The sequence below is a fragment of the Micromonospora coerulea genome (genome assembly GCF_016598485.1).
In the GTDB taxonomy this organism is placed as follows: domain Bacteria; phylum Actinomycetota; class Actinomycetes; order Mycobacteriales; family Micromonosporaceae; genus Micromonospora; species Micromonospora coerulea.
Genome location: NZ_JAEMUW010000013.1, coordinates 140096 through 166519 on the forward strand (window position 1 = coordinate 140096; position 26424 = coordinate 166519).

The following is a 26424-nucleotide window of genomic DNA, read 5'->3' on the forward strand; positions in this document are numbered from 1 at the left end:
GCTCCGCCCGCTTCGCCGTTCGTCTCGAGGAGGGCGCCTGGCGGGTAAGGGATGCAGCGCCTGAGTGAACGATTTGGCGCCGGCCTCGTGACGTGGCGACGCGGAATGGCCGGTGAGCCGTCGCGGACTTAAGTCGATCGAGGTGCAACAATCGCCGGAATTCCGGTCGATCAATCAGGAGGCGGCGTGAGCTTCAACTTTCTCCAGACCGACCACCCCGCCTGGCGATCCGCTGGCGCGCGCCACGTCCGCCTCCTACCGGTCGACGGCGGGACGGCGTGGCTAGTCGAGGCACAGGGGCAGCAGTTGACCTGGACCGCGATCTCGGGTGACCAGCCGGCACCGTCCGTCGACGTGTACGCGCTTCCGGCGCCGGCCCGGCGGGAGGCCGCAGGCCTCAATGCATCCCTGGCAACGCTCGGAGGGGTGGCGCGGTTACGGAACCCCAGCCTGTGGGACGCGCTCGCCACGGCGATCGTCCGCCAGGTCATCAGGGCCGCTCAGGCCCGGAAGCTGTACCGCGAATTCTGCGACCGGCACGGGCCGGGCGTCGCACTATCCGACGAGATGGACATCCACTCTTTCCCATCTCCAGAGCGTGTGTTAGCTCTAAGCGATGGCGACTTCACCAACAGTGGCATGGCGTTCAAGCGCCGGCCGCTGCGGCGCGCCGCTGAGGCCTTCCTGGCCCACGGTGAGAACTGGCTTAGCCTTTCCCCCTCGGTCCTGGTCAAGGAACTCCAGACCGTTCCCGGCATCGGGCCGTGGAGTGCCGGTGCCGCCGTCGCCGACTGGAGCAACGACTGGACGCTCTACCCCTACGGTGACCTGGCCGTACGCACCTGGGCCCAGCACGCCGACCCGGACACTGCCTGGCCGATGGACGAGCGGACGTTCGCCCGGACGTGGCGGCGAGTGACCGGTGACCAACTCGGCACGTACACCCTCCTCACCCTCGCCTTCGGCTGCCGACAGGCCGGTGCCGTCTGAGCAGTACATCCTCGGCGCGCTGCCCGGCGCGCCGCTCGACCTGCTGCTGGTCAACGCTCCGCTGCGCGACTACGACCTGCGGCCGCGGGTCAACGACTTCACCCTGCCGGTCCTCGGGATGGGCTACCTCGCCACCTACGCGGCGGCGCAGGGCTTCACCGTCGGAGTCCTCGACGGCGAGTCGCTGGGCCTCGGCATCGACCAGATCCAGAGGATCGTCAACGAAGCCTCGCCCCGCTGGGTCGGCTTCAACCTCCTGGCACCGACCTACGAGCTGAGCGCCCGGATCGCGGCCGGACTCGACCCGGCCATTCAGGTAATGGTGGGCGGACACCAGGCGAAGGCCATGCCGCAAGCGGTCATTGACGACCCCCGCTTCGGCCGGCTGGAGGCACTCGTCCTCGGCGAGGGCGAAAGCCGAGTCGCCGAACTGCTTCAGGACCATCGCAACCGGGCTCACCTGCCCGGGGTCATGTGGCGCGACCCCATACTCCAGACACCGGTAACCGGAGGAGTGCCGGGCTTGGCCTGGCACCTCGCACCTGACATCAACGCCCTACCGTTCGTCGACCGCCGCTACTTCGCCGCCGACCCGTACCGGCCCAACGGTGCCCCGTTAGAGGCGGCCATGGTCGGTGCCCGGGGCTGTCCGTACGACTGCTCCTTCTGCGGCGCCGCGGTCAGCGCCAATCCGGACGTGACCATTCGTACGCGGGAACCGTCGAACATCATCGCGGAGATGGACGACCTTTGCGCCCGTTATGGGGTGACGGCGTTCCGCTTCGTCGACGACCTCTTCCTCGGCTACGAACGCTTCATCCGCCGCTGCATGTCGGCCTTCACCGATGCCATGGTCGGCAGCCGGTATGTCTGGGACGCCACCGGCCGGATCAACATCCTCGCCCGCGCCGACGACACGCTCCTGGAGACCCTGGCAGCGAACGGCTGCCGGGAGGTCGCCCTGGGCATCGAGTCCGGCAGCGAACGGGTACTCGGCCACATCGGCAAACGGATCAACCCGGAGCTGACTCGGCAGGTGGTCCGCCGGCTCACCCGGCTCGGTATCGGGGTCAAGGGCTACTTCATCCTCGGCCTGCCGACCGAGACCCGGGCCGAGTTGGACGCGACGGTCCGGCACGTGTACGAGCTGTGGGACCTCACCGACAACGCGCCGGGCGCGTTCCGGGCAAGTGTCTTCGAGTTCCGCCCCTACCCGGGCACCCCAGAGTGGAACCGGCTGTTGGCGACCGGCCGATACGACCCGGCGCAGCTTCTGGACTACACCGCGGTCGACCTGACCGACGACGGATTGGACGAGGCGATGCGGGGACGCGACGAGTTCAACTTTTCGGTCAACCTGCAGTTCGGGGAGGTTGAGGTGCCGTACGTCCGGCGCAAACTGGTCGAGCTGGCCCGTGCGCAACACGATCGGCTGGCGCCCCCGTGACCGGCCGATTCGTGGTCGTGGAAGGTCCGAGCGGGGTCGGCAAGACCACCGTCACGGCGTTGCTGACCCGGTTAGTCGCCGACGCCGGCTGGCCGGTCCACCCGACGAAGGAACCCACGCACACGACACTCGGGCGGACTGCCCGGCTCGGCACGGACGACTATCACGGCCTGACGCTCGCCTGCCTGGTCGCCGCCGATCGGTATCACCATCTGGAGACGGAGGTCCGCCCCGCTCTCGTCGCCGGGAAGGTTGTGTTCTGTGACCGTTACCTGCCCACCTCGCTGGTATTGCAGCGCCTCGACGGTGTCGATCCCGCCTACATCTGGGACCTCAACCGGTACGCCGACCGCCCTGATCTGACCATCGTCCTCACCGGCGACCCGACCCGCTCGCGAACAAGGGCCGCCGAACGGGGCATCCACAGCCGCTTCCACCGCGGCGGACCCGAAGCGGGCAAGCGCGAGCGGGAACTCTACGTCCAGGTGGCCGATGAGCTGACCGGAGCCGGCTTCGCGGTGCACGTGCATGACGTGGGTGAGCAGCAGCCGGACGAGGTCGCTGCGGCGCTCTTCGCTCGGGTGCGGTCACTCCTCGCGGAGCCGAGCGACGGTCACACCCCGACGGCCAGCGCGGACCTGATCAGAGAATCGTAGGTCTCGGTGCTGCGCTCCAACTCCACACCGAGCGACTGGGCAAACCGGTCTAGCTCCTGCTGCACCTGCTCCGCCGGCCGGTCACCGCTCACCATCAACTCGATCTCGAAGAACGCGCCGAGACCGTCGACCTCGTCGAGGCAGAGCAGCATGCGGTCGAGCCGGGCCGTGCGGCGCGTTTTCGCGATCCGCACGGTCGGATAGAAGCCCATGGCGAGGATCGCCCCGTGCATCTCGTCCCGGCCGAGCACCTCGGTCTCGTGCTCCTGACAGGCCAGCTCATTGTCGAGCGGCTTCTTGACGCAGAACACGTGCCGACCGTTCTCGGTCCGCAGCCGAGCGAAGGCCGCCCCCACCTTGCTCTGCCCATACGTCCAGCCCAAAGCGGCATAGGCCTGATCGTCCTGTCGCAGCGGTTCCGAGAGGGCCACACCCCTGGCGTGGAGCGCGCGGACCAACGCCGCCGGCTCATCGACCCGGTATTTGACCTCGATCTCCCGGATGCCGTCGGTCATCACATCTCCAATGGCCATAGCGGTCGCGGACCGGGTCACTTAATCACAGAGAGATCGGATCACGACGCTGACACACTGAAACCGGACCAGCTTGGACAGATGCCTTGGCCAGCCGATGCCCACGACGTCCTTGCGCGGCACATCGCGACCCTAGCCCGACGCGCACTGCCCGCCGTCCCCACCGGCGACGCCAAGCTCGCCCGCAAGGTGGCGGCGGCGAACCAAGTGGCATGATCAATTGGTCACTTCTTGACGAGAAGTGTTTTGACCTCCGTGAACGTGTACGGCTCTCGATAGCCCAAGCTGTCGTCTGCTTGTGGCGCATCGGCCTTAATCGCTAGCTCTCCCAGTTCCTGTGACGGTACCGAGTACGTCCGCCATAGCCTCACCCTCACCGCCAGCTTGGTGGTGGCCGCGCTGCCCGCTACGCCTTCGCCACGCTCGCCGGCTCCGGCGGGGCGTGCGGCCCGCTGGCCGGCCGCTCGTCGCCGTGGCCCGGCCACCACGCCTTGTGCCCGATCAGCGCGGTCAGGGCGGGGACGAAGAACATCGACATGACGAATGCCGACAAAACGATGCCGATCGCCACCGCGAAGCCCATCTGCTGCAGGAACGAGATCGGCGCGAGCATCAGCACCCCGAACGTCCCGGCAAGGATCAGCCCCGCCGCGGCCACCGTCGGCCCGGCATGTTCCACACCGATGGCGGCCGCCTGGTGCGGCTCGTTCCCCTCCCGCGCCTCCTCTCGCAGTCGGGCGATCATCAGGATGTTGTAGTCGGTCCCGATCGCCACCACGAAGAGGTACAGGATGATCGGCAGCTGGAAGGTGATCCCGGGCTTGTCCTGCAGCCCCTGGAAGAGATAGACCGTGGCGCCCAGCGTGGCGGCGAAGTTGAGCAGCACCGCGATCACGAGGTAGATCGGCGCGACCAGGCTGCGCAGCAGCAGCGCGAGGATGAGCGCGATCAGGCCGGCGGCCACCGGCAGGATCACCGACAGGTCGCGGTTGTTTGCCGAGTTGATGTCCGCGAAGATCGCGGTGGGTCCGCCGACCACCGCCCGGGTGCCGGGCGGGGCCGCCTGGTGCAGGGCGTCGCGAAGGTCGTCGCGGACGAGCGTGATCGCCTCGTTGGAGACCGGGTTCTTGTCGAGCAAGAGGTTGACCCGGGCCACGCTCGGGTCGCTGCTGCGCTCCGGGGGCTGGGCCCGGCCCACTCCCGGGGCGCCTGCGGCGGCCGCCGCGAAGTCGCTGACCTGTTGCTCGGTCAGCGGCGACCCGTTGCCGGTGGTCAGGTAGACCTCGGTGGGGGCGAGCGCGCCGGCGGCGAACCCGCGCTGCAGGTCCGCGGCGGCCTTCGCCGACTCGGTGTCCTGCGGGAAGCCGGCGCTGAAGTCGTAGTCGGCCTTGTAGCCCAGCACGCCTGCGGCGAGCGCGACCAGCAGGGCGCCGGATGCCGCCGCGACGAGCGCCGGCCGGCGCCCGATGGCGGTGCCGAGCCGGTGCGACATGGTGGCCTTGGGGGCACGCTGCCACGCCTTGGACGGCCAGAAAACGTACCGGCCGAGCAGCGAAACGACCGCCGGGATGAGGGTGAGCGAGGTGATCAGCATGACGCCGACGGCGATGGCGAGCGCCGGGCCGAGCGAGCCGAAGAAGCCCAGGGACGCGAGGAGCAGCACGAGGAACGCGACGATGACCGCTCCGGCGGCGGACGTGATGACCTCGCCGACCCGCTGGACGGAGACGATCATCGCGGTGCGCTTGTCGTCGCCGGCACGCAGCCGCTCGCGGTAGCGGAAGAGCAGGAACAGGATGTAGTCGGTGCCGATGCCGAACAGCACGATCAGCAGGATCGTCTGCAGGTCCTGGCTGACGTTGAGGTCGAACGCCTTGCCCGCTGCGGCGACCAGCCCGCTCGTGACCCACATGACGACGCCGATGACCACCACGGGCAGCAGCGCGGCGATGGGGCTGCGGAAGATGATCAGGATCAGTCCGATGATCAGGATGATCGTCGCAATGCCGACCACCGAGAAGGCCTTGTTGAAGGTGTCCTCGTTGTCGACGAAGCTCGCCACGTCGCCGGCCACGCCCGCGGTCAGCCCGCTGCCCGCCAGCTCCGCACCGATGGCGGCCCGCAGCTCGCGTACGGCGTCGAGCAGCGCCGGGTCGTCCGGGGCGACCGCATCGAGCCCGACGTTCACCACCTGCACCGACTTGTCCGGCGCCACGGCCTGGGGGCCGGTCAGGTAGCCGGACGTGCGCGAGATGTTCTTGGCCTTGAGCGACTGGGCGAGCTGGCTCACCCTCGCCTCGTCAGCCGGTGTGAGCGACTGCCCGTCGGCGCGCTTGACCACGATGGTCGCCGTCGCGGTGGCTTGCTGCGGAAACGCCTTCTTCCCGAGTTCGATGGCCTGCACCGACTCGTACGAGCGGGGCAGGAAGCTGCTCTGCTCGGCGGAGGTGATGTCGCTCAGCGACGGTGTGGTGACGACGATGGCGACTGCCGCGAGCACCCAGCCGACAATCACCCACCACGCCCTGCGTACCACGAACCTGCCCAGCCGCTCGAACATGGTTTACCCCCGCTTGTTCGACCCACCAACATCTGGGGCCTGGAGCGCCCATGGGCGCCCGCCCGTCACTCTGCCGGGCAGCCTTCACTACCCCTTGTGCAGGGTACCTTCGACCAGCAATCCTTTTCGGACGCTTGGGGTGCGGCGGGCCGCGTGAGTCTCAGCCGTTCAAGTACGCGAGCACCGCGAGCACTTGGATAGTTCGACGCCCGAGAGGAAAGCTTCACCATCGTCGGTAGCACCGCGATTCTTCGCACTCGGTAGGGCGAGCGGTCAACCCGCGGCCGGTCGATACACGTACACCGGCTTCTTCCTGTCGGCGCGCTCCGGACAGGTGCCGGTCCTGCCGCCCACCATGCCGACCCTGCCGTCCGCGCACACGGTCAGGTAACCCCTGCCCTCCCGGAACCCCTCCACGCAGGTGAAGTACCTGCACACGTCGGGAGCCGGCTCGTGGACGAGCACGCCGCCGCAGAAGTTGTAGCCGTACGGGTTCTCCGGCGCCCCGCACCGCTCCGCGGGCATTGGCACGCCGGGAGAGGCGGTGGGGGCCGGTGCCGGGTCGATGAGGCCCGGAGTCGGGGAGGGCCGGGGCGCATCCGGGTCGACCGGACCGGGGGCCGGCGCGCCGCTGGTGGCGTCGGGATCCGCGGGGGAAGACGTCGTGCTGGGCACACCCGGACCGGCGGTGGGAGCGGCGCTGGGCGCCGTCCCGGTGCCAGGGAAGGCACCGGGAGTGAGAAATCTGCCGCCACCGGAGGCGCCCGGCGGGCTGTTCGATCCGCGCGAGTCGACCGTCATGGCGTACGCGGGCAGGGCGATGAGCACGACGGCGGCGGCGATGATCGCGGGGTGGGCGAGGCGGGCTCTCGCCGGCGCCTGCGCCGCGGTGGCGACCACCGGCGCCGGCGGCCGCGACCGCCGGTTGGCGGCCACCGCCTCGTCGAGCCGGGCGAGCACGACGCGGCGCTGGCCGGTGAAGTCGGCGTACGCCATGGTCAGCCTCAGCCGGAAGCAGATCGCGGCGTCCACGGGCACGCGGAGGCCGGCAACCGGCGGGCTGCCGACGACGTGCAGCAGCGTGATCGGCGCCGCCGGGTAGTGGGCCAGGCCGCTCAACTCCGGGTACGTCCACTCGCGATCGTTGTCGCGGCCGAGGAGGATGACGCGGCGGTCGGTGACCACGGCCGTGCCGGTGTCGGTCACCCGCACGCCCGCGGGTAACCGGTGTGCCTGCGGTGTTCGCCGGACGGGAATGACGGCGAGTTCGGGGATGGGCAGGTCCGCGTCCTGGCCGTCCTCGATCTCGACCAGTTCCGCCTTCGGCTGCACCGCGACGACCACCTCGCCGTCGGCCAGGTCTACCGGCAGGTCCGCGACCGGCTCGGCCGGTGAGTCCTCGGCCGCGGCGCGCAGCCGGAGCAGTCGCACGCCCCGCAGGTACCACGCCTCGACGGCGTCGTCGTAGGCGCGCCGGCGCCGCTTGTTCTCGCGTTTCGCCCAGCGGGTTCCCCAACCCGAATCGGTCCTGTCCCGCTCCCTCACCGGGGCCGCCTCCCGCGAAGATGATTCGGCATGGCGTGGGATATAACCCCGCAGGCCGCCCCTGGACATGCCCCACCTCCTCATTGGACCGGTTCGGCACTGTCGGCGTACCCAGGGGAGCGTTCCGCCACTCCAGGGAGCGACCGGCGAGCTGGATCGGGCCGGAGAACGAGGTCACCGTGCCGGACTTCAGCACGCGATGACCGGACAGCGTGGGGAGGCCAGATATCCGAAGCACGACGTCGCCGTCGAGGTGCCCACCGGATAAATGTGCGGGTCAGGCCGCCAGGGTGTACGGCTCGGGGTCGGCCGACAGCCGGCGACGGTCGTAGTCGGGGGCGAGGGTGCCGAACAGGCGGTCCCAGATCGACGTGTAGAAGCCGAGGTTGACCGCCGGCTCGACGTGGTGCCCTGCGTGCAGCGTCGGGGTGGCGACCCAGCGGAACACCCGGCTGCGTCGGGCCGCCGGCGGGAGCACCTCCACGCCCAGGTGCCCGAAGATCCCGAAGACGAGGTTCACCGCGGTGTAGGCGAGGATCGCCCAGACCGAGAACGCGTGCGTCGCGATCGCGGCCAGCCAGAGCCCGCCGAATCCGAGGATCTCCAGGGGGTGGAGCGCGTACAGCGTGGCGGGGCGGGCGTCGACGAACCGGTGGTGCAGCGCGTGAGCGAGCGGGAAGAGCCGGGGCCGGTGCGCGACCGCGTGTCCGGCGTACATCAGCAGGTCCATCAGCAGGAGCAACAGGACGAAGTCGGCCACGATCCGGATGTCCGGGTCCGCGTTCAGGTGGATGATCCCGGCCCGCCACAGTCCCCAGCCGGCGACCGTGACCACCGCGTTCATCAGGATCGCCCCACCGGCGAGCCACACCTGCAGCCGGCTGATCCGGCCGGGGTCGGGCAGCAGCCGGACGACCGTGGGCAAGCGGAGCATGGCGTTGCCGGCGCCGACGGCGATCAGGAAGAGGATCACGTTCTCGAGCAGGGCGAGCCCGACCACCTGGCCGACATCGAGTCGCCAGGCCCAGTCGAGCACCGCATCCACGTCTTTCAGTATCCACCGGTCAGGGGAGCTCGGGACGCACGTGATTCGCGGATCGCGAAATTCAGCGCGAACGTCCATATCCCGGCAGGTGGGAGCTTCGAGAAGTTGACGGAGGACACCGTGCCAAGGCCGTCAGGGAAGCGCTTGAGGGCGCCAGCGAGATCGAGCCGACCGTGACCGGCCGGAAGACCGGACGGCAGATCAGTCGGTGATCGTCAGCGGGACGGGTAGGCCCTGCTGCACCTCCAGGACCGCCCGCTCGCCGAGCGGTCGGTTCAGCTCGACGGTGGTGGTGCGCTCCGCCCCGATGGCCAAGCACGCCTCGTCACCGCCATGCGGGTACGGGATGACGATCACGACGACCGCCTGGTCCGACTCGGCCGCCTCGGCGCCGTAGTCGGCGCCGCACGGCTCGCTGCGCGGGCCGCGCGAGCCGGTGAAGGTGACGGTCAGTTCGCGGCCGGTGGTCGTGGTGGCCGCCGACTCGATCGCCAGCCCGGCGTGCGGATGGTCGTCGTCCCAGGGCGGTGGCGTCACCCGCACGACGGTGGAGGGGTCGACGGCCAGCCGGGCCAGCCGCACGGCGGTCCCACGGAGGGTGAATTCCCACGCGGGGGCGGTCACCGCGCCCCGCGTGGTCTGGATGGTCATGGTGGTCAGCCGAGCGCCGGTGACGATCAGCGGCGCGCAGTCGGCGCACTCGCCGGGGTGTACCTCCCGCATCTGCGCCAACGCCGCGTCCGCGGAGACGAGCGGCATGTCGTCGCTGCTGCCGTCGGCCCAGCCGACCTTCCCGCTCGATTCGGGACGGCCCGGGATCGTCGCGGCGGCTTCGATGCGACCGGCCCCCAGTCCCTGCTTGTGGTCTCCGTTCGCCGGCTCCCAGTCGCCGATCTGGCTGGTCAGGTCGCCCACCGGGACGAACTTCGGTGGGCCGCCCACCGCCCGAACCGCCGCCTCATACCGGGCCAGCGCGCCGGCGGCCTGCTGGCGCAGGCCGTCCACCTCGTCGGCTGCCGGGCCGCTCCCCGCGGTCCCGCAGCCGGCGAGCACGACCGCGGCAATGACCCACGGCATCAACAGTCGACTGGACCCTGGTGTCCTCACACTCTTGAGACGCAACCTCGGCCGCCGCGGTTGCATCTCAACCAGTCAGCTCGAAATGCACCGTACGGCCGGTCCGGCGGCGGACGAGCCGGTGCGTCAGCGGCACCAGCACCCCGTGCAGCACCGGATACTTGCGCCGCAGCGACCGGCCGGCCGCCCGGTATTCCGCGCCGCCTGATGTCGAACGGCTGACCTCGCTGCCACGCCGGGCATAGTCGGTTGCGCCCGGGTGCAACGCTTTCGTCAGCAACCTTCGGGAAAGCAGGGCGAGACCGTGGAGCTTCGCAGGAGCCGATCCTTCCTGGTCGGTGGCATCGTGTCGCTGGCGTTCGGCGTCTTCATGCTGCTGTGCGGCCGGACTGACAGCGCGTTCCGTGCGATCGGGACACTGATCATCGGCGGGTTGAGCCTGTTGATGGGCGGCATACTCGCCTTCTACGGGCTCCGGCCGTTCAGGTTCCACATCGGCACCGAGGGGCTGACCGTGCGGCTGCCCGGAATCGACCGACTGCTGCCGTGGGCCGAGATCGACGCGGTCGTCCTCGATCAGCCGCTGCCGGTTCTCACTGGCAGGAAGACACCCTCCCCGGTGTTGTTGCTGGTGCCGGCCAGCGGGTCGGCTCTCGATCGTCCGCTGACCCAACGAAGCCCGGTAGACGACCGTCCCTGCCTGGTCCTGCTCGAACTGCAGGACGTCCGAGATTCGCCGGACGAGGTGGGGGCCGCCCTCGCCCGCTTCGGCGGCAGCCGCTTCACCGATTTTCGGCAGCTGATTCGGCAGCATTTCGATTCGCCGGACTTCACCATGGCGCTGCGGGGGTATGACCCGGCCAGGGTGAATCACCTCATCAGGCAGGGTCAGGAGGCGCTCGTCTCGGACGTGATGCTGAAGCGCTTCGGGGCGAAGGCAGAGATCGAACAGGCTCGCAACAGCCTTCCGGCCGCCATGCACGGGTATGACCGCATGCAGGTCGATGCGTTCCTGGACGACCTCTCCGCCGCGCTGGCACGGTGGGATGACGACAAGCGGGATGGATAGGGCCCAGCTGGGAGACCATCGCCAGGTCCATCACCATGCCACCGTCGGCCAGGGTGACGAGACGAGGCGGCCAATCGCCCACGTTCATGCCGTGAGGTGCCAGTGGCAGGCGTTATGGCCGGGGTCTCGGAACCCGCGGCGGGAGAACGCGAAGGTCCATAGCCTGAGAAGCGGGAGCACGTGTGGGACGTTGACGGAGGACACCGTGACCAAGGCCGTCAGGGAAGCGCTTGAAGGCGCCAGCGAGGTCGAGCTGACCGTGACCGGTCGAAAGACCGGACGGCAGATTTCGCGCCCGGTGTGGTTCGTGCAGGAGGAAGAGAGTGTCTTCCTGGTGCCGATAACCGGCTCGGACAGCCAGTGGTACAAGAACGTACGACAGACACCGATGGTGCAGGTGGCCACGAACGGGATGAAACTGAACTCGAGCGCCACCCCCATCACCGACGCCGACCGGGTGAACCACGTAGTGCAGATGTTCCGCGACAAGTACGGCTCGGACCAGGTGGACAGCCACTACCCGAAGCACGACGTCGCCGTCCAGGTCTCCCTCATGTGACCCGTCCGGCGTCACTGCGGCGGCGCCGGCGGATCAGCCGTTGATCGTCAGCGCGACCGGCAGGCCCTGCTGCACCTCGAGGACCGCCCGCTCCCCCAGCGGTTGCGCCAGGTCGACGGTGGCGGTGCGGCGCGCTCCGACATCCCCGCACGCCTCGCCGTCTGCGTGGCGGTGCTCGATGACGATCACGACGACGGCGTTGACCGACTCGACGGCCTCCGCGCTGTAGTCGGCGCCGCACGGCTGGCTACCTGGATCCGGGGCGCCGGTGAAGGCGACGGTCAGCCGCTGGCTCGTCGTGGTCCCGGTTGCCGACTCGATCGCCAGCCCGCCGTGCGGCTGCTCCGGATCCCATGCGGGTGGCATCACCACGATGGCAGCCGAGGGGGCGACCGCGATCCGGGTCAGCCGCACCGCCGTGCCCTTGAGGGTGTACTCCCAGGCCGAGGCCGTGGCGGGGCCACGGGTGGTGGGGATCCGCACCGTGGTCAGGCGCGCGGCGGTGACTTCCAGGGGTAGGCACCCGCAGCCCCCGCCGCGCATCGCTCGCAGCTGGGCGAGTGCCTCCTCGGCCGACATCAGGGGAACCGGCTGCGTCCTACCGTTCTCCCAGACCACCTTCCCGGTCTGTTGCCCGGCGGTGGGCAGCGCCGTGGCGGGGAAGACCTGGCCGGCCAGCAACGCCTGCTTGTTGTTGTCACCGTTCGCCGGTTCCCAGTCGCCGAGCTGGCCGGTCAGCTCCCCGACCGGCACGAAGCCCTGCGCCCCACCGGCGTCGCGGACCGCCTGGTCGTAGCGGGTCAGGGCGTCGCGCGCCTGCTGGCGCAGCCTGTCCAGGTCAGCCCCGCCGGAGCCGCTGCCGGTCGCGCCGCAGCCACCGAGCACGGCCACCGCGGTGACCCATACCAGCCAGCGCCGTCCACCCATCCCCGCTCACCTCCGCACCCCTTCGACGTCCGCCTGCCCCGCCACGGTTCCAGGAAGTCCGGTCGGTGTCACCGGAGTCAGCTCGAAGTGGACGGTACGGCCGGTCTTGCGCCGCCCGAGTCGGTGCATCAATGGCACGAGCACCCGGTGCAGCATCGGATGTTTGCGGGCCAGTGCTCGGGCGGCCCGGTCGTACTCCGCTCCGGTCAGTCGGCGGGCCGTGGCCTCGATGGCTGGGCCGGTCGGCGTGCCGCGCGTGGTGGACGGCGCCACGGTGACCCGCGGGTCGTTGCGCATCCGTACCGTCTTCCACGCTTTTTCGAAGCTGCGCACGTACGCCCGCTCCCCGACCACCGCGATGCTCACGGCCGTGGGCACCGGCGTCCCGTCCCGCTTGTACGTCGTGAGCACCACCGTCTTCTGCCGCGCGAACGGTGCCCAGGCCGGCGCGGCGGCGGGAGCGACGTACCCGACCACCCACCCCAGCTCCCGCAGCCGGAACACCAGCGCAACCAGCGCCAGCAGTGCCAACAGCAGCACCGACCAGCTCTGCACGGCACTCCCGCCCACGTCCGCGTCGGCCACGTGCGACAGGGTGTGCGCCAGGCCGCCGACCAGGTAGCCGGCCAGCGCCACCGCGAGGGCGTCGGACCAGATCAGGGCCAGCAGCAGGGTCGCCCCGATGCCGAGTTGGAACGCCCCCACGTCGTGCACGAAATGCTCGCTGGGCGGAAAGTCGACCGCCGAACTGAAAGAGGAAGGCGCCACCAGCGCCCACACCCCGATGACCATCGCCGCCAAGCCGAGCAGCGCGACCAGGACCCGCACCATGCTTCTCATGCCCCCTTGACGGGCCACCGGCGGCGGATGTGACGGCGCAGGAGCCGGCCCCACCGGAGCCGGCTCCTGCGCAGCAGAAGGGGTCAGCCCTCGTGGACCTGAGCAACTGCGCCGCCCTCGACTATTGGGTGGTGCCGGCTAACACCGGCACCACCCGATCCGCCTTCCGCTGGCGCCGGTCAGCGCCTCGCAGCTCTGCTCAGCCCTCGTGCGGCCCTTCGTTGACCCGGCGGACGTCGACCTCGACGTCGATCCCGTGCTCGATGAAGACGTCGACAAACCGCTTGGCCCACTCAACCGCCTCCTCCTGCGACCGCACCTCGACGAGCCCGAACCCGGCGATGAGCTCCTTGGTCTCGGTGAACGGCCCATCGGTGATGGTGGTCTTGCCCTTGGTGGCGGTGATCCGCGTCGACTCCTCGCTGCTCTTGCACAGCCCCTCGGCGGCAAGCAGGATGCCGGCCTTGACGACCTCCTCCATGTAGGCGCCCATCGACTTCATGAACTCGGGGGTCGGCTCGAAGTTGCCGGGGACCTTTTCGTCCAGTTTGTGCATCATCATGAAACGCATTTCAGTGGTTCCTCTCGGTAAGGGTGTGCACGGAAACTGCAGTGAGCCAGCCGAAGATGAAGAGCGAGCCCAGCGCCATCCGGACGCTGATGCTGTCCTGGTCGGGCCAGGCCATGACGACGACGGTCGCCAGCGCGCAGGCCAGGGAGAACACCGCCCAGCCGCGCCGGCCGGTACGCAGGTACCGGCGGGCGAAGACCAGGCAGGCGATGGTGATCGACCCGAAGGCCAGCATGGCCCCGACGCCGTGACCGATGGCGTGCCAGCTCAACGAGTCGGGCGAGCCTTCCGGCGCCCCGGCCGGCCAGCCCATGCTGGGGTCGGAGGGCATCGCCCCGGCGATGATCAGGCCGACGCCGAAGACCGCCACCAGAGCCGGCCCCCACGTCCCCGCCGGCGTGCCACCCAGGGCCCGCCGTAGACCAAGCGCACCGGCGAGGGCCAGCAACCCGGTGAGTACGAAGTTGGCGACCTGGATCCAGCCGTGCTCGCCGAGGGCGAGCAGGCTGAGCGGCTGCCGGCTCAGGTCGAACCCGTCCCGGGTGAGCACCTGCGCCGCCGCGACCACCCCGAAGAAGGGCCCGGCGGCGATCCCGGCGGCGAGCAGGGTGCGGGTGGGCACCGCGCCGGTCACCCCGGCCCGCGGCATCGTCGTACTGGTCATCTCGATCTCCTCGTCGTCGGCTCTCACTGACGCGTCGATCGGGGCGGCCGGGATCCGACATCACCTCTCAAGATTTTTTCTGGCCGGCGCAGGCGGCGGCGCGGTCGAGCAGCAGTGCCCGTTCCCGGGCGTTGTCGGTGAGCGTGGCGGCGCGCTCGAATTCGCGCCGGGCCTCGTCGTGGCGGCCCAGCTTGGCGAGCAGGTCGCCGAGCACGCTGGGCAGCAGGTGGTAACGCGCGAGGGCCGGCTCGTCGGCCAGGGCCCGGGCCAGTTCCAGGCCGGCGGCCGGGCCGTCGGCGAAGGAGACGGCGACGGCCCGGTTGAGTTCCACCACGGGCGAGGGCACGACCCGGGCCAGCTCCGCGTAGCGGGTGGCGATCCGCGCCCAGTCGGTCTGGTCGGGGGTACGCGCCCGCGCGTGGCAGGCGGCGATCTCGGCCTGGAGGGCGTACGGGCCGGGGGTGCCGCCGAGGGCGCGGGCCCGGTCGAGGGCGGCGAGGCCGCGGCGGATGAGCAGTTGGTCCCAGCGGCCGCGGTCCTGGTCGTTGAGGAGGATGGGCTGGCCGTCGGGTCCGGTGCGCGCGGCGGTGCGGGACGCCTGGATCTCCAGCAGGGCGGCCAGGCCGTGCACCTCGGGCTCGTCGGGCATCAGCCCTTGCAGCAGCCGGGCCAGGCGCAGCGCGTCCTGGCAGAGCGCGGGGCGCATCCAGTCGTCGCCGGCGGTGGCCGAGTAACCCTCGTTGAAGATCAGGTAGATGACCTCGAGGACGGAGTCGAGCCGTTCGGCCCGGTCGGCGGGGCCGGGCACCTCGAACGGCACCCGGGCGGCGGCGAGGGTCTGCTTGGCCCGGGTGATCCGCTGGCCGACGGTGGCCTCCGAGGTCAGGAAGGCGCGGGCGATCTCGTCGGTGCTCAGTCCGCCGAGCAGCCGCAGGGTGAGCGCGGCCCGGGCGATCGGCGAGAGGACCGGGTGGCAGGCGACGAAGATCAGCCGGAGCAGGTCGTCCTCGATCCGCGCCTCGAACGCGGCGTCGAAGTCGGGGGTGAACTCGTCGCCGCCGAGGTCGCGGCCGAGCTCGGCGACCTTGCGGTCCTGGGTCTGCCGGCGGCGCAGCGCGTCGACCGCCCGCCGCTTGCCGACGGTCATCAGCCAGGCGCCGGGATTGGCCGGTACGCCCTCGCGCGGCCACGTCTCGAGCGCGGCGACGAGGGCGTCCTGGGCCAGTTCCTCGGCCTGCCCGACGTCGCGCACCAGCGCGGCCAGGCCGGCGATGACCCGCCCGGACTCGATCCGCCACACCGCCTCCACGGTGCGGTGCACCTCGGCTTCCCCCATGGCCACCCATCAGAGCAGGTCAGACGGCACGGCGACAAGGTCCGCGCCAGCGAGGTTCGTCGAGGCACGGTAGACCGGCTCCTTCCGGCCCGACCGCTGCGGGCAGGAGCCGTACCGCCCGCCCACCCGGCCCACCGTCCCGTCCCCGCACCGCGCCAGGTAACCGTGACCGGCCCGGAATCCGTCCACGCAGACGAAGTAACGGCACACGTCGGCCGCCGGCTCGTGGATCAGTGCGCCGCCGCAGTAGGTGTAGCCGAGCGGGTTCTCCGGCGCACCGCACCGGTCGGGCGGAGTCGGGGTCGGCGCGGGCGTCGGAGCGGAGGTCGGCGAGGGCGTGGCGCTCGGGGCGGGAACCGGCCGGGCCGGGCGGGCGGTCCGCGGGGCCGGGCCGGTGGCACGGTCCGCGGGAAGGGACGCGCGCCGGTCGACCGGTGCGGGCATCCGGCCGCCGCCGGCCATGCCCGCCGGCACGGGGTGCGGGGCGGGTCCATTCGGTACGACCGGATCGTCCGCGGGTGCGCTGCTGGCCGCCGACCCGACGGCGGTGTCGGCGCCCGGGGTGGTGGTGGCGGGCAGCACGACCATGCCACCGCCGGTGGGCAGGGCGGTCGGCGGATGGTTGGTCGGGGCCGGGCCGATCGTCGCGGCGAACGCCACCAGAGCGACGAGTGCCGCTGCGGCGGCGGCGACCGCGGGTCGGGTGAGGCGGGCGTACCCGGGTGCCTGCGCGGCGCTGACCAGCATCGCCGCCGCCGGCCGGGACCGCCGGTTGGCGACCACCGCCTCGTCGAGCCGGGCGAGGACGGCGTTGCGCTGACCGGTGGCATCGGCGTACGCCAGGGTCAGTCGCAGCCGGAACCGGGCCGCGGCGCCGCGGGGCACGCGGAGACCGGCCACCAGTGCGCCGGTGGGCCCGTGCAGCAGGGTGACCGGCACTGCCGGGTGGTGGGTGAGGCCGCTCAGCCGCGCGTACGGGAACTCGCTGGTGCCGTGCCGACCGACCAGGACGATCCGGCGGTCGGTGACCACGACGGTGCCGGCCGCGGTTACCCGGCTTCCCTGCGGCAGCGGGGGTGCGTCGTGCGGGTGGGTGATCGGGATGGCGGAGAGTTCGGGCGGCGGCAGATCCGCGTGACGCGGCACGGTGACCAGCCCGGTCGACGGCTGGACGGCCACGACGGTCTCGTCGTGGGCGAGGTCCACGGGCACGGTCGGCCGGAGCGTCGGGTGGTCCTCGGCGGCGGCCCGGAGGCGTTGCAGCCGTACGCCCCGCAGGCACCATGCCTCGATGGCGTCCTCGTGGGCCCGTCGTCGCCGCGCGTTCTCCCGCCTGGCCCAGCGTGCCCGCCAACCCGAACCGGTCCTGTCCGCGTGGGTCACTCCGGCCGCCTTTCACGAGGAACATTCGCTGCCGGTACAACCCGCTGGTGCGGCCGTAGGACACGCCCAGCACCGGCAGGCACCGAAGGCATGTAAAGAAGACTTGACATCGTGTCGGCTTCGCTTGACACTCGTGGTGTCAAAGATTCTTTACCCGGGGAGGGGTCGGATGGCCTTCGAGGAGAAGCGCGCCTGGATCATGGCGCTGGTGTCGGTCGCCGGCTATGCCGCGTACGTGCTGGTGGTCCTCGGCCGCGCGGACGGCGAGGCGCTCGCGGACGTCTCCTACGCGGGCCCGCTGCTGGCCACGGTGGTCGCGGCCATCATCACGTCGATCGTGCTGAACATCCTGGTCTCGATCGTCTCGCCCGAGGGGGCGAACCAGAAGGACCAGCGGGACCGGGAGATCCACCGGCTCGGCGAATACATCGGCCAGTCCTTCGTGATCGTCGGCGGCGTCGCCGCCCTGGCGATGGCGCTCGCGGAGTGGGACCAGTTCTGGATCGCCAACGTCATCTACCTGTGCTTCGTGCTGTCGGCGGTGGTCGGCTCGGTCGCGAAGATCGTCGCCTACCGGCGGGGGTTCCAGTCGTGGTGAAGCCGACCCGGATCACCAACACCATCCGGGCGCTGCGCTTCGCCCACGACGAGATGACCCAGGCCGAGCTGGCCCGCCGGATCGGCGTCACCCGACAGACCGTCATCGCCATCGAGCAGGGCCGCTACTCACCCTCGCTGGAGATGGCCTTCCAGATCGCCGCCGTCTTCGGCGTACCGCTGACCGACGTGTTCCAGTACCCGCAGGAGGAATCGTGAAGGCCATCGTCCAGGAGCGGTACGGCCCGGCCGACGTGCTCCGCCACGCCGACATCGACCCGCCGACCGTCGGCCCCGGCCAGGTGCTGGTGCGGGTCCGCGCCGCCGGCGTCGACCCCGGCGTCTGGCACCTGATGACCGGCCTGCCCTACGCGCTGCGCCTCGGCTTCGGGCTGCGCCGCCCCCGCAACGGGGTCCCCGGCCTGGATCTGGCCGGCCTCGTCACCGCCGTCGGCCCCGGCGTCACCGGGTTCACCGTCGGCGACGCGGTCTACGGCACCGCCGCCGGCAGCTTCGCCGAGTACGCCCTCGCCCCCGCCGACCGGCTCGCCCCGAAACCCGCCAACCTCACCTACGCCGAGGCCGCGGCCGTCCCCGTCTCCGGGCAGACCGCCCTCACCGCCGTCCGCGACGCCGCCCGGGTACGCCCCGGCCAGCGGGTCCTGGTCATCGGCGCCGGCGGCGGCGTCGGCTCGTACGCCGTCCAGCTCGCCCGCGCGGCCGGCGCGCACGTCACCGGCGTCTGCGGGCCCGGCAAGCTCGACCTGGTCCGCTCCCTCGGCGCGGCGGAGGTGGTCGACTACACCCGGCACGACCTGCCCGATCTCCGCTACGACGCGGTGATCGACACCGCCGGCAACCGACCGCTGTCCCGGCTGCGGCGGGTGCTCACTCCGAAGGGAACCCTCGTCCTGGTCGGCGGGGAGGCCAGCGACGGGAAGTGGTTGCAGGGCTTCGACCGGCAACTGCGGGCGCTGGCGCTGTCCCCGCTGGTCGGGCAGCGGCTGGTGCCGCTGGTGGCGAAGGAGAGCAGCGCGAACCTGATGGCGTTGCGCGAGCTGATCGAGGCCGGGCGGCTGCGGCCGGTGGTCGATCGGACCTTTCCGCTGACCGACGCGGCCGACGCGATCCGGCACGTCGCGGGTGGTCACGCGACCGGCAAGGTGGTGATTGCCCTCTGATCAGGGATCAGAAGGGGGAACCTCTACGCAAGAGGCACAGTGTCTGGCGCACGATGGTTCAGGAGGCGCAGTGGAGTTTCTGGTTGACATGGTGACCACGGTGCCCGACGGCACGTCGGACGACGAGGTCGCTGACATGCGCAGGCGTGAAGCGGCGCGGGCGGCCGAGCTGGCGGCGCAGGGCAGCCTCCTGCGACTGTGGCGACCGCCGCTGGCGCCGGGCGAGTGGCGCACGTGGGGCCTGTTCCGTGCGGGTGACGCGGATGCGTTGGAAGCGGTCCTCGCCTCGATGCCGCTGCGCGTGTGGCGGCACGACACCGTGACGCCGTTGTCGCCGCACCCGAGCGACCCGGGTCCGACCAATAGAGGAGACAGCACCATGACCAGCCCCGAGGCCGAGATCCTCCGCACCGTCCTCGACCGGTGGAAGTCCGCCGTCGACGCCCACGACCCCGAACGCGTCGCGTCAATTTTCACCGACGATGCGATCTTCCAAGGCCTGCACCCCTACAGCGTCGGCCGCAAAGGCGTCGCCGAGTACTACGACTCCCAGCCGATCGGCATGACCGCCGCCTACACCATCCAGGAAACCCGGCGCCTCGCCGACGACGTTGTCCTCGGCTACCTGAGCGTCGACTTCGCCTTCACCGACCGGCCGGTCCTGACCGTCCAACTCAGCGTCATCGTGCGCCGGATCGGCGACGACTGGTTCATCAGCCACTACCAGGTATCGCGGCTCGCCTGACCCGACCCCCGGCGCCGATCACCGATCGCCGGGGTGCCACCGCGAGCCCAAGTCCTGAAGCCACCCGTTCTCCAGATCCTGGATCGTTGAGTTCGCGCACCGACTACTGTGCGAAGTAGCGGTGGCGCTCAACTACGTTCGTCAATATGACTCCTGCGCATACTCGGCCCCTGAAGGGCTGAGAACTCAACGTGATTGCCCTGCGGAGCCGCCCGAACAGATCACGAGCCAAGGGAGTTCCATGGGGACACTCGGCGAGAAGGTGGTACTCATCACCGGCACCGGAGGCGGGATGGGTCGCGTCGCGTCGCTGGTCTTCGCGCGAGAAGGCGCGAAGGTCGTCGGATGCGACATCCAGGCTGCCGGCAACAATGAGACGGTCGAACTCGTACGTCGCGGCGGCGGTGAAATGACGGGCATCGCGCCGATCGATCTCACCGACCCGGAACAGGCGCGGCAAATGGTTGAGGACGCCGTGGCCGCCTATGGCGGGCTCGACGTGGTCTACAACAACGCGGCCTCGCTACGTTTCGGCCCGATGCCCGATTTCTCGGTCGAGGACTGGCGGGCGACCATAGCCGGCGAACTCGACATTCCCTTCTTCGTGTCGAAGTTCGCGTGGCCGCACCTGGTCCGGCGCGGTGGCGGCGTCATCATCAACGTCGCGTCCATGGCCGGGATGATCGCCGGCGAGGTCCCCCCGATGGTGGGGCACTGTGCGGCGAACGCCGGCATCATCGGCATGACGCGGCAGCTCGCGCTTGAAGGCGCGCCCGATGGGATCCGGGTGGTGGCGATCAGTCCCGGACCCGTCCTGACTCCGGCCAGTGACCGCGACCTCGGCGACAACCAGGCGGCCCGGGACGCGATAACCCGCAAGACGCTCCTCAAGCGCTTCGCTCAACCCGAAGAGGTCGTCGAACTGGCGGCCTTCCTCGCTTCCGACCGGGCGGCATACCTGACCGGCGGCAACTACCCGGCCGACGGCGGCGCGACCGCCTGGTAGCCCGAGCGGGCTCCCGTCAACGCCGGCGCCGGCCCCACCGCATCGGCTGAGGGGAGGCTCTGGTGTTCGACGGCTTCGAGGAGGTGGATGTCACCACCACCGACACGACCATCCACGGACGCCGGGGCGGCGACGGCCCGCCCGTCCTACTGCTGCACGGCATGCCCGAGACCCACCTCATGTGGCACCGGGTCGCGCCGCGACTCGCGGATCGGTTCACCGTGGTGGCCACCGACCTGCGCGGCTTCGGCGACAGCGGGAAGCCGCCGAGCACACCGGACCACGCGCCGTACAGCATGCGCGAGGTGGCCCGCGAGCAGGTGGAGGTGATGCGGCTGCTGGGGTACGACAGGTTCGCCGTCGTCGGGCACGACCGCGGCGCGCGCTGCGCGTACCGGATGGCGCTGGACCACCCCGACACGGTGACCCGCCTGGCGGTGCTCGACATCGTGCCCACCGGCGATGCGTTCGGCCGCGCCGACATGGACTTCAGCCTCGGGTTCTGGCTCTGGTCGTTCCTCGCCGCTCCCGAGCCGGTGCCCGAACGACTCGTCGGCCGGGCCCCGGAGGTCATCGTCGACTACATGCTCGACTCGTTGTCCGAGGTACCGGACGCGTTCCCGGCCGCGGTGCGGGCGGAGTACGTGGCGAAGCTCCGCCCGGCGGACACCATCCACGCCATCTGTGAGCAGTACCGGGCGGCCGCCGGGCTGGACTACCAGCACGACGAGGCCGACCTCGGCAACCGGCGGATCCGGTGCCCCGTGCTGGCGCTGTGGAGCCACGCCGGCCCCGTGGCGAGTTGGTACGAACCGCTGGAGGTGTGGCGCGGCTGGGCCGACCAGGTCGACGGAGGTCCCGTCGCGGCCGGCCACTTCCTGCCGGAGGAGGCCCCCGACGAGACGGCCCGACAGCTTCTCGCCTTCCTGGCCTGACGTCACCGGGCCCGACCAGATCTCCGACGACCGGCTCAGCGAGGCACGATGGGTACGTGGACATCGAGCCCGTCGACTGCGCGCCCGAACGGAGGTTCCCGCGCGCGGTCCTTCGGCAGCACTGGCAGGACCTCACCTTCCTGCACTGGGCCGTCGCACCGGAACTCGTCGCGCCCCTGCTGCCCGGCGGCACCCGCCCGGACACCCTCGACGGACTCAGCTACGTCGGCCTGATCGGTTTCCGGATGGTCGGGCTGGGCCTCGGACGGGGCCCGGGAGTGCCGTACCTCGGCAGCTTCTGGGAGACCAACGTCCGGCTCTACTCGGTTGACGGCACCGGCCGGCGGGCGGTGGTGTTCCGGGCGCTCGACGCGTCCCGGCTGGTCCCGGTGCTGGTCGCGCAGCTGAGCCTGCGGTTGCCGTACAAGTGGTCGGCGATGCGGCTGGACCGGGACGGTGACCGCTACACCTACCGCTGTCGGCGCCGCTGGCCCGGCCCGGCCGGCACGACCAGCCGGATGGTGGTCCGGGTGGGCGAGCCGATCGCCGACCCGACCCCACTGGAACACTTCGTCACCGCCCGCTGGGGCCTGCACACCCGGGCGTACGGGCGCACCCTGCACCTGCCGAACTGGCATCCCCGCTGGCCGCTGCACCGGGCCGAGCTGCTGCACCTGGACGACGAGCTGGTCAGCGCCGCCGGTCTGCCGCCGCCGGCCGGACCGCCGGCGAGCGTGCTGTACTCGCCCGGCGTCCCGGTGGTGTTCGGCTCCCCGGTCACGGTGCGCTGACCATCCGAGCATCCGCCGCCGACCGTCAGGCGCCGGGACCGGGCGGGGTCAGCGCAGCGGGTCGTGGCTGCCGCGTGGCACGCCCGGCATACAGCGGTGCAGCCGGTCGGCGGCCATCGAGGTGGGCCCAGTCATGCCACCCGCCTCCTACACGCTCCTTCACGACGGTCTCGCAGCGCTCGCTGGAGGCGTCGTACCGCCTCGTCTGTGTCAGCGCCCGGGGTACGCGACATGTCCCACATGACCTGCAACAGGTCTGCCAACGGCACGCTGTCCGGTTGCGCCTCGGCCGTCGGGCTGGGCCAAACTCCAGGGTCCTTGGGCACGATGAGTTCCAACGTCGCGTCATCCTCGTTGGCGGGTGTCAGGCCGGCAGAGGTCAGGTCCAAACCGGCCTGGGCATAGACGATCGCTCGGCGCGGACTTCGCCATGGGGCGATGAGGTCGGCCGCGACGTCACCGGACACGGCCGTCCGCCCACGGTCGCCGCTCCTAAGGAGACCAATGACTGTCTCCGCCTGCTTCACCGGCGGCTCAAGGTCGTACCAGAGGGTTCGTAGACCACCTGGCCCCGGATACGCGTGCAGCCACCATTGAAAGACGGCGTCAATGTCGGTGACGTCCCAACCAGCCGGTGTGTGATGGACCAGACCTTGATCAGCCAACGCGGCAAGGGCCTGTGAAACGCGAGGCTGGGAGACACCGGCGAGCGCAGCCAACTGCTGCTGCGTGGCCCACGGGTGCTCCGCCAGTCGTCGCAACAGCATGAACGTGCCCCACGGCACGCGACCTGGTCGGGTGCGACGAGACGGGGCATCAGCGTCCCCGCTCCCGATGGGCAACTGGTGACCTGCCATGGACAGGAGGCCGCTGACCTGCCGACCGGTATCAACCAGCCAGGACCAGCCACCGGCCTCGACTGCTGCTCGAACAGCAGGCGTCGCCGACGGCACGATGAGCAGGACCGGCTGCCGATGCTGGGTTCGCAAGGAGGCGATGTCGCTCGGGTTCAGGACGGCTGAGGAGCTGACCACTCTCAATACAGCTTGGGCGGCCCCGCGCTGCAGCTCGACATGCTCAGCGTCAAGCGGGATGACCGTGAGGCCGGCATCAACCAGAGCCCGCCAAGCAGCCGTCGATATAAGCATCATCCGACCTCCTCAGATAATACTTATAACACGGATGGCAGCTGGCCGCGGGGCGACGCCGACCCGACCGCAACGGGCTCGGCAGGATCGGGTCCGGCCCCTCGGCGACGCCTAGCGTCGGTGCTGCACAGAGGAAGGGGAACCGGGTGCTGGAGCGGCTCAACCAGGCCATGGACCACATCGAGCGGCACCTCGACCAACCGGTCGAGGTGGCCGAGCTGGCGCGGATCGCGGTCACGTCGGAGTACCACTTCCGGCGGCTCTTCTCCGCCCTCGCGGGCATCCCGCTGTCGGAGTACGTCCGGCGGCGTCGGCTCACCGTCGCCGGTGCCGAGGTGCTGGCTGGCGAGGAGTCGCTGCTCGACGTCGCGGTCCGCTGGGGATACGGGTCGAACGAGGCGTTCGCCCGGGCGTTCCGCGCCGTGCACGGCGTCGGGCCGAGCGAGGCCCGGCGTACGGGGGCGACGCTGCGCGCTCAGCCCCGGATGTCCTTCCGACTCGTCGTCGAAGGGAGCACCAGCATGGAATACCGGATCGTGACGAAGGAGGCCTTCCACCTGGTCGGCCGGAAGGCCCGCGTTCCGCTGGTCCACGAGGGGATGAACCCGGCCATCGTCGCGTTCATCCGCGGCATCGACCCGGAGACCGTAGGCCGGATGGAGGCGCTGTCGGACCAGGAGCCGCGGGGCATCGTCAACGTCAGCGACGACCTGGCCGGCAGCCGGGAGGAGGGCACCGAGCTGGACTACTGGCACGGCGTGGTGACCGGCGCCGACGCGCCGGAGGACTTGGACGTCCTGCCGGTGGCGGCTGGCACCTGGGCGGTCTTCGAGACCTCGGGCGCGTTTCCGCAGGCGGTGCAGCACCTGTGGCGGGACGTGTTCACCCAGTGGTTCCCGTCGAACCCGTACGAGAGCCGGCCCGGCCCGGAGATCTCGAGGGTGCGGGTGTCGGCGGACGGCGAGCAGGCCGACGCGGAGCTGTGGATCCCGGTGCGGCGGGCCTGAGGGTCAGTCCCGCTTCGCCTCGGTGGCCGCCTGCCCCAGGCAGGCCGGCACGTCGCCCGCGTGGTACGGGTGCTCGCTCGGCTCGATCCCGGCGAGGAACATCGCGTAGACGGCGGCCAGCCGCAGCGGGGCGACCGGGCGCAGCAGCGTGACGGCCCGTTCCGGGTCGCAGCCGGGCACGTCGGCCCGCCACCGAGCGGCCCACGCCGCGAACAGCGCAGCGGCCGTCGCCGGGTCGAGGGTCTCGGTGAGCCGGAGGATGTCGAAGGCGGGGTGGCCGACGAACGCGTCACCCCAGTCGATGATGACCCGCCGCGGGCCGTCGCCGCGGACGTTGCCGGGATGCAGGTCGCCGTGGACGAGGGTGTTGGGCAGCCCGCAGCGGCGCACCTCGTCGAGGCGGTCGTCGAGGCCGGCAAGCAGGTCGTCCACGACGGAAGTGTCGTGCGGGGCGAGGGCGGCGCGGATCCAGCCGGCGAGCGCCGGTCCGCGCCGATCGGGCACGCCGGCTGCCACCAGACCCGCCACGTCGGCGGCGCGGAGCTGGATGGCGTGGTGGTCGGCGGCGATGGCGGCCCGCTCGTCGACGTCGGCGGCGTACCGGTCCTCGCCCGGCACGTGGTCGAGCAGCAGCCGGCCGGCGCCGTCGTCGGCGAGCAGGATGGGGGTGGCGCCCGGCACGGTGTAGCTGAGCCAGCGCAGCACCGCGCCCTCGTGCCGGTAGCAGGCCGGCGCCTGCTTGAGCCAGGCCGTGTGCTGCTCGCCGTCGAGGCGCCAGATCGCCGAGAGGTTCCAGGTGCGCTGCTGCGCGACGGCGGTCACCGGCCGGCCGAGGCGGTCCAGCTCCCTGGTGGCCCAGGCGATACTGCCGGCCGGGCCGCCCGGCTCGGCCCACGGGGCGCGCAGGGGGTGCGGCGACAGGTCCACCGACACCGGCTTCAGTGGCACGGCCGATCGTTCGGCCACCTGACCCAGGTAGGTGAGGTGGCCGCCGGGCGGTTCCGGCCGGTCCGCGGTGAGCAGCCGCAGCACCGCCACGTCGAGGCCGTGCCGGCGGCGGGCCTTGGTGACCACCGAGCCGACCTCCTGCCACCAGGGCTCCGGCACGTCGAACGGGGGCAGGGCGCCCAGCGGCGCGCCAGCGGGGTCGACCACGACGAGGGTGACGGTGCGGGACACGCGGGGACGGTATCGTCGGCGCGCCCCTGGGGCGAGCGGTTATTGCCGCACGATCGGCACGGTGGATTGGCCTGACAGCGCCGGTCACCGTCTGACACGACCTGACAGTGCAAGCGGCCACGCTCTGATCCATCGGGCGTGCCGCCGAACAGGGTCCGACAGCAAAGCCGGGCGGCTGCGGGGATCCGGCAGGGCCGCGATTGTTGGGATGCCGCTGTGCCGAACACGTCGCGGCCGTCCAATTGGGTTTCTCGCCGCCCGACGGCGTCGTATCTGTCAGCGCTGATGTGGGGTCGCGTTTGCCCTTGCGTTTCCGTGCGCGTTTGGGGGTGCGTTTGGGGGTGTTCCCGAAACGAGTCCCCTACCGCGGATACGTGGCATGCCAGTCAGCGCTGTGACCTGCGGTGACGGCTTCATTGTCGCGGCGGGGCTTGCTCGGACAGCCCTTTAATAGGGCTTCTCCCCCCGGGTGTCACTACTCGACCGCGCCATCCAACCGGGACCCGCCATACGCCTGGTAAAGGGCCTTGACAAGACGCGTGCAACGCGCGTTCATCAATAGGCAGGTTGCGTCGCCCGACGACTCGAGAAGGAGGGAACCGTGACCCTTCGCCGTCAACTCATTCGTCGTTC

At 70.8% G+C, this 26424-nt stretch carries 27 protein-coding genes; 13 read left to right on the forward strand and 14 right to left on the reverse strand.

The genetic code is table 11. From position 1 onward, the window contains the following. The first annotated feature begins 186 nt into the window (after positions 1 to 186). Genes I8N68_RS18325 through tmk form a run of 3 tightly spaced genes read left to right on the forward strand, consistent with a single transcriptional unit; the run spans position 187 to position 3093 of the window. Positions 187 to 990: a DNA glycosylase family protein gene (locus I8N68_RS18325; protein WP_234040031.1), complete on the forward strand. Its 804-nt coding sequence runs from the start codon at positions 187 to 189 to the stop codon at positions 988 to 990. Further along, positions 980 to 2437: a B12-binding domain-containing radical SAM protein gene (locus I8N68_RS18330; protein ID WP_307812872.1), complete on the forward strand. Its 1458-nt coding sequence runs from the start codon at positions 980 to 982 to the stop codon at positions 2435 to 2437. The genes I8N68_RS18325 and I8N68_RS18330 overlap by 11 nt, the downstream gene beginning before the upstream one ends. 11 nt (positions 2438 to 2448) lie before the next feature. Further along, positions 2449 to 3093, forward strand: coding sequence for a dTMP kinase (gene tmk / locus I8N68_RS18335; protein ID WP_307812879.1), 645 nt, complete (start codon positions 2449 to 2451; stop codon positions 3091 to 3093). Here tmk and I8N68_RS18340 read toward each other — a convergent pair. The 6 genes from I8N68_RS18340 to I8N68_RS18365 form a co-directional block, all read right to left on the reverse strand. Further along, positions 3051 to 3608 carry a class IV adenylate cyclase gene (locus tag I8N68_RS18340; protein WP_200211367.1) on the reverse strand — a complete coding sequence of 186 codons (558 nt, stop codon included), beginning with the start codon at positions 3606 to 3608 and terminating at the stop codon, positions 3051 to 3053. The genes tmk and I8N68_RS18340 overlap by 43 nt on opposite strands. A gap of 424 nt (positions 3609 to 4032) precedes the next feature. After that, complete coding sequence (locus I8N68_RS18345; protein ID WP_200211369.1) at positions 4033 to 6186, reverse strand: MMPL family transporter; 2154 nt, start codon at positions 6184 to 6186, stop codon at positions 4033 to 4035. Positions 6187 to 6459: 273 nt separating this feature from the next. Then, complete coding sequence (locus tag I8N68_RS18350; RefSeq protein ID WP_200211371.1) at positions 6460 to 7731, reverse strand: hypothetical protein; 1272 nt, start codon at positions 7729 to 7731, stop codon at positions 6460 to 6462. Positions 7732 to 8008: 277 nt separating this feature from the next. After that, positions 8009 to 8776 carry a sterol desaturase family protein gene (locus I8N68_RS32905; protein ID WP_200211373.1) on the reverse strand — a complete coding sequence of 256 codons (768 nt, stop codon included), beginning with the start codon at positions 8774 to 8776 and terminating at the stop codon, positions 8009 to 8011. A gap of 201 nt (positions 8777 to 8977) precedes the next feature. Beyond that, on the reverse strand, positions 8978 to 9853 hold the full coding sequence (locus tag I8N68_RS18360) for a hypothetical protein (protein WP_200211375.1): 876 nt from the start codon (positions 9851 to 9853) through the stop codon (positions 8978 to 8980). A 67-nt stretch (positions 9854 to 9920) separates the two neighbouring features. Beyond that, complete coding sequence (locus tag I8N68_RS18365; RefSeq protein WP_200211377.1) at positions 9921 to 10133, reverse strand: hypothetical protein; 213 nt, start codon at positions 10131 to 10133, stop codon at positions 9921 to 9923. Between the two features lie 66 nt (positions 10134 to 10199). On the opposite strand from I8N68_RS18365, the gene I8N68_RS18370 reads away from it, so the two are divergent. Next, entirely contained in the window at positions 10200 to 10922 is a 723-nt protein-coding gene (locus tag I8N68_RS18370; RefSeq protein ID WP_307812873.1) for a hypothetical protein, read from the forward strand. A 205-nt stretch (positions 10923 to 11127) separates the two neighbouring features. After that, on the forward strand, positions 11128 to 11481 hold the full coding sequence (locus I8N68_RS33945; protein ID WP_200211385.1) for a nitroreductase/quinone reductase family protein: 354 nt from the start codon (positions 11128 to 11130) through the stop codon (positions 11479 to 11481). A 33-nt stretch (positions 11482 to 11514) separates the two neighbouring features. Here I8N68_RS33945 and I8N68_RS18380 read toward each other — a convergent pair whose 3' ends face one another. The 6 genes from I8N68_RS18380 to I8N68_RS18405 form a co-directional block, all read right to left on the reverse strand. Then, positions 11515 to 12408, reverse strand: a complete 894-nt coding sequence (locus tag I8N68_RS18380; protein WP_200211386.1) for a hypothetical protein — start codon at positions 12406 to 12408, stop codon at positions 11515 to 11517. Positions 12409 to 12414: 6 nt separating this feature from the next. After that, positions 12415 to 13248, reverse strand: coding sequence for a PPOX class F420-dependent oxidoreductase (locus I8N68_RS18385; protein WP_200211388.1), 834 nt, complete (start codon positions 13246 to 13248; stop codon positions 12415 to 12417). 199 nt (positions 13249 to 13447) lie between these two features. Then, the gene (locus I8N68_RS18390; RefSeq protein WP_234040033.1) at positions 13448 to 13810 is read right to left on the reverse strand and encodes a YciI family protein; all 363 of its coding nucleotides are present in this window, start codon (positions 13808 to 13810) and stop codon (positions 13448 to 13450) included. A 10-nt stretch (positions 13811 to 13820) separates the two neighbouring features. Next, positions 13821 to 14483: a DUF998 domain-containing protein gene (locus I8N68_RS18395; RefSeq protein ID WP_200211393.1), complete on the reverse strand. Its 663-nt coding sequence runs from the start codon at positions 14481 to 14483 to the stop codon at positions 13821 to 13823. Between the two features lie 67 nt (positions 14484 to 14550). Then, positions 14551 to 15819 carry an RNA polymerase sigma factor gene (locus tag I8N68_RS18400; RefSeq protein WP_200211394.1) on the reverse strand — a complete coding sequence of 423 codons (1269 nt, stop codon included), beginning with the start codon at positions 15817 to 15819 and terminating at the stop codon, positions 14551 to 14553. 9 nt (positions 15820 to 15828) lie between these two features. Continuing rightward, entirely contained in the window at positions 15829 to 17202 is a 1374-nt protein-coding gene (locus I8N68_RS18405; protein ID WP_200211395.1) for a hypothetical protein, read from the reverse strand. Between the two features lie 169 nt (positions 17203 to 17371). On the opposite strand from I8N68_RS18405, the gene I8N68_RS32910 reads away from it, so the two are divergent. The 7 genes from I8N68_RS32910 to I8N68_RS18440 all read left to right on the forward strand — a co-directional run bounded on the left by I8N68_RS32910 (position 17372) and on the right by I8N68_RS18440 (position 22457). Beyond that, positions 17372 to 17800: a hypothetical protein gene (locus tag I8N68_RS32910; protein WP_234040034.1), complete on the forward strand. Its 429-nt coding sequence runs from the start codon at positions 17372 to 17374 to the stop codon at positions 17798 to 17800. Beyond that, on the forward strand, positions 17794 to 18018 hold the full coding sequence (locus I8N68_RS32915) for a helix-turn-helix transcriptional regulator (RefSeq protein WP_372433759.1): 225 nt from the start codon (positions 17794 to 17796) through the stop codon (positions 18016 to 18018). The genes I8N68_RS32910 and I8N68_RS32915 overlap by 7 nt, the downstream gene beginning before the upstream one ends. Next, positions 18015 to 18980, forward strand: a complete 966-nt coding sequence (locus I8N68_RS18415; protein WP_200211398.1) for an NAD(P)-dependent alcohol dehydrogenase — start codon at positions 18015 to 18017, stop codon at positions 18978 to 18980. The genes I8N68_RS32915 and I8N68_RS18415 overlap by 4 nt, the downstream gene beginning before the upstream one ends. A 70-nt stretch (positions 18981 to 19050) precedes the next feature. After that, a complete protein-coding gene (locus I8N68_RS32920; protein ID WP_307812875.1) occupies positions 19051 to 19725 on the forward strand; it encodes a muconolactone Delta-isomerase family protein in 675 nt (224 codons plus the stop codon). A gap of 241 nt (positions 19726 to 19966) precedes the next feature. Beyond that, entirely contained in the window at positions 19967 to 20731 is a 765-nt protein-coding gene (locus I8N68_RS18430; RefSeq protein WP_200211400.1) for an SDR family NAD(P)-dependent oxidoreductase, read from the forward strand. Between the two features lie 62 nt (positions 20732 to 20793). Then, a complete protein-coding gene (locus tag I8N68_RS18435) occupies positions 20794 to 21666 on the forward strand; it encodes an alpha/beta fold hydrolase (RefSeq protein WP_200211402.1) in 873 nt (290 codons plus the stop codon). 56 nt (positions 21667 to 21722) lie between these two features. Continuing rightward, positions 21723 to 22457, forward strand: a complete 735-nt coding sequence (locus I8N68_RS18440; protein ID WP_200211403.1) for a YqjF family protein — start codon at positions 21723 to 21725, stop codon at positions 22455 to 22457. Positions 22458 to 22588: 131 nt separating this feature from the next. Here the strand turns inward: I8N68_RS18440 and I8N68_RS18445 are convergent, their stop codons facing one another. Continuing rightward, positions 22589 to 23608: a MarR family transcriptional regulator gene (locus I8N68_RS18445; RefSeq protein WP_200211404.1), complete on the reverse strand. Its 1020-nt coding sequence runs from the start codon at positions 23606 to 23608 to the stop codon at positions 22589 to 22591. A 143-nt stretch (positions 23609 to 23751) separates the two neighbouring features. On the opposite strand from I8N68_RS18445, the gene I8N68_RS18450 reads away from it, so the two are divergent. Beyond that, positions 23752 to 24612, forward strand: a complete 861-nt coding sequence (locus tag I8N68_RS18450; protein ID WP_200211405.1) for an AraC family transcriptional regulator — start codon at positions 23752 to 23754, stop codon at positions 24610 to 24612. Positions 24613 to 24615: 3 nt separating this feature from the next. Here I8N68_RS18450 and I8N68_RS18455 read toward each other — a convergent pair whose 3' ends face one another. Next, entirely contained in the window at positions 24616 to 25791 is a 1176-nt protein-coding gene (locus I8N68_RS18455; RefSeq protein WP_200211406.1) for an aminoglycoside phosphotransferase family protein, read from the reverse strand. Positions 25792 to 26424 lie beyond the last annotated feature (633 nt).

What these genes read in the sequence shown, in the direction of transcription:
- I8N68_RS32910 (WP_234040034.1), top strand. Translation starts at nt 17,372, where the DNA reads ATGGCCTTCGAGGAGAAGCGCGCCTGGATCATGGCGCTGGTGTCGGTC.
- I8N68_RS18390 (WP_234040033.1), bottom strand. Translation starts at nt 13,810, where the DNA reads ATGATGATGCACAAACTGGACGAAAAGGTCCCCGGCAACTTCGAGCCG.
- I8N68_RS18395 (WP_200211393.1), bottom strand. Translation starts at nt 14,483, where the DNA reads ATGACCAGTACGACGATGCCGCGGGCCGGGGTGACCGGCGCGGTGCCC.
- I8N68_RS18340 (WP_200211367.1), bottom strand. Translation starts at nt 3,608, where the DNA reads ATGACCGACGGCATCCGGGAGATCGAGGTCAAATACCGGGTCGATGAG.
- I8N68_RS18400 (WP_200211394.1), bottom strand. Translation starts at nt 15,819, where the DNA reads ATGGGGGAAGCCGAGGTGCACCGCACCGTGGAGGCGGTGTGGCGGATC.
- I8N68_RS18345 (WP_200211369.1), bottom strand. Translation starts at nt 6,186, where the DNA reads ATGTTCGAGCGGCTGGGCAGGTTCGTGGTACGCAGGGCGTGGTGGGTG.
- I8N68_RS18445 (WP_200211404.1), bottom strand. Translation starts at nt 23,608, where the DNA reads ATGATGCTTATATCGACGGCTGCTTGGCGGGCTCTGGTTGATGCCGGC.
- I8N68_RS18360 (WP_200211375.1), bottom strand. Translation starts at nt 9,853, where the DNA reads ATGCCGTGGGTCATTGCCGCGGTCGTGCTCGCCGGCTGCGGGACCGCG.
- I8N68_RS18430 (WP_200211400.1), top strand. Translation starts at nt 19,967, where the DNA reads ATGGGGACACTCGGCGAGAAGGTGGTACTCATCACCGGCACCGGAGGC.
- I8N68_RS18380 (WP_200211386.1), bottom strand. Translation starts at nt 12,408, where the DNA reads ATGGGTGGACGGCGCTGGCTGGTATGGGTCACCGCGGTGGCCGTGCTC.
- I8N68_RS18385 (WP_200211388.1), bottom strand. Translation starts at nt 13,248, where the DNA reads ATGAGAAGCATGGTGCGGGTCCTGGTCGCGCTGCTCGGCTTGGCGGCG.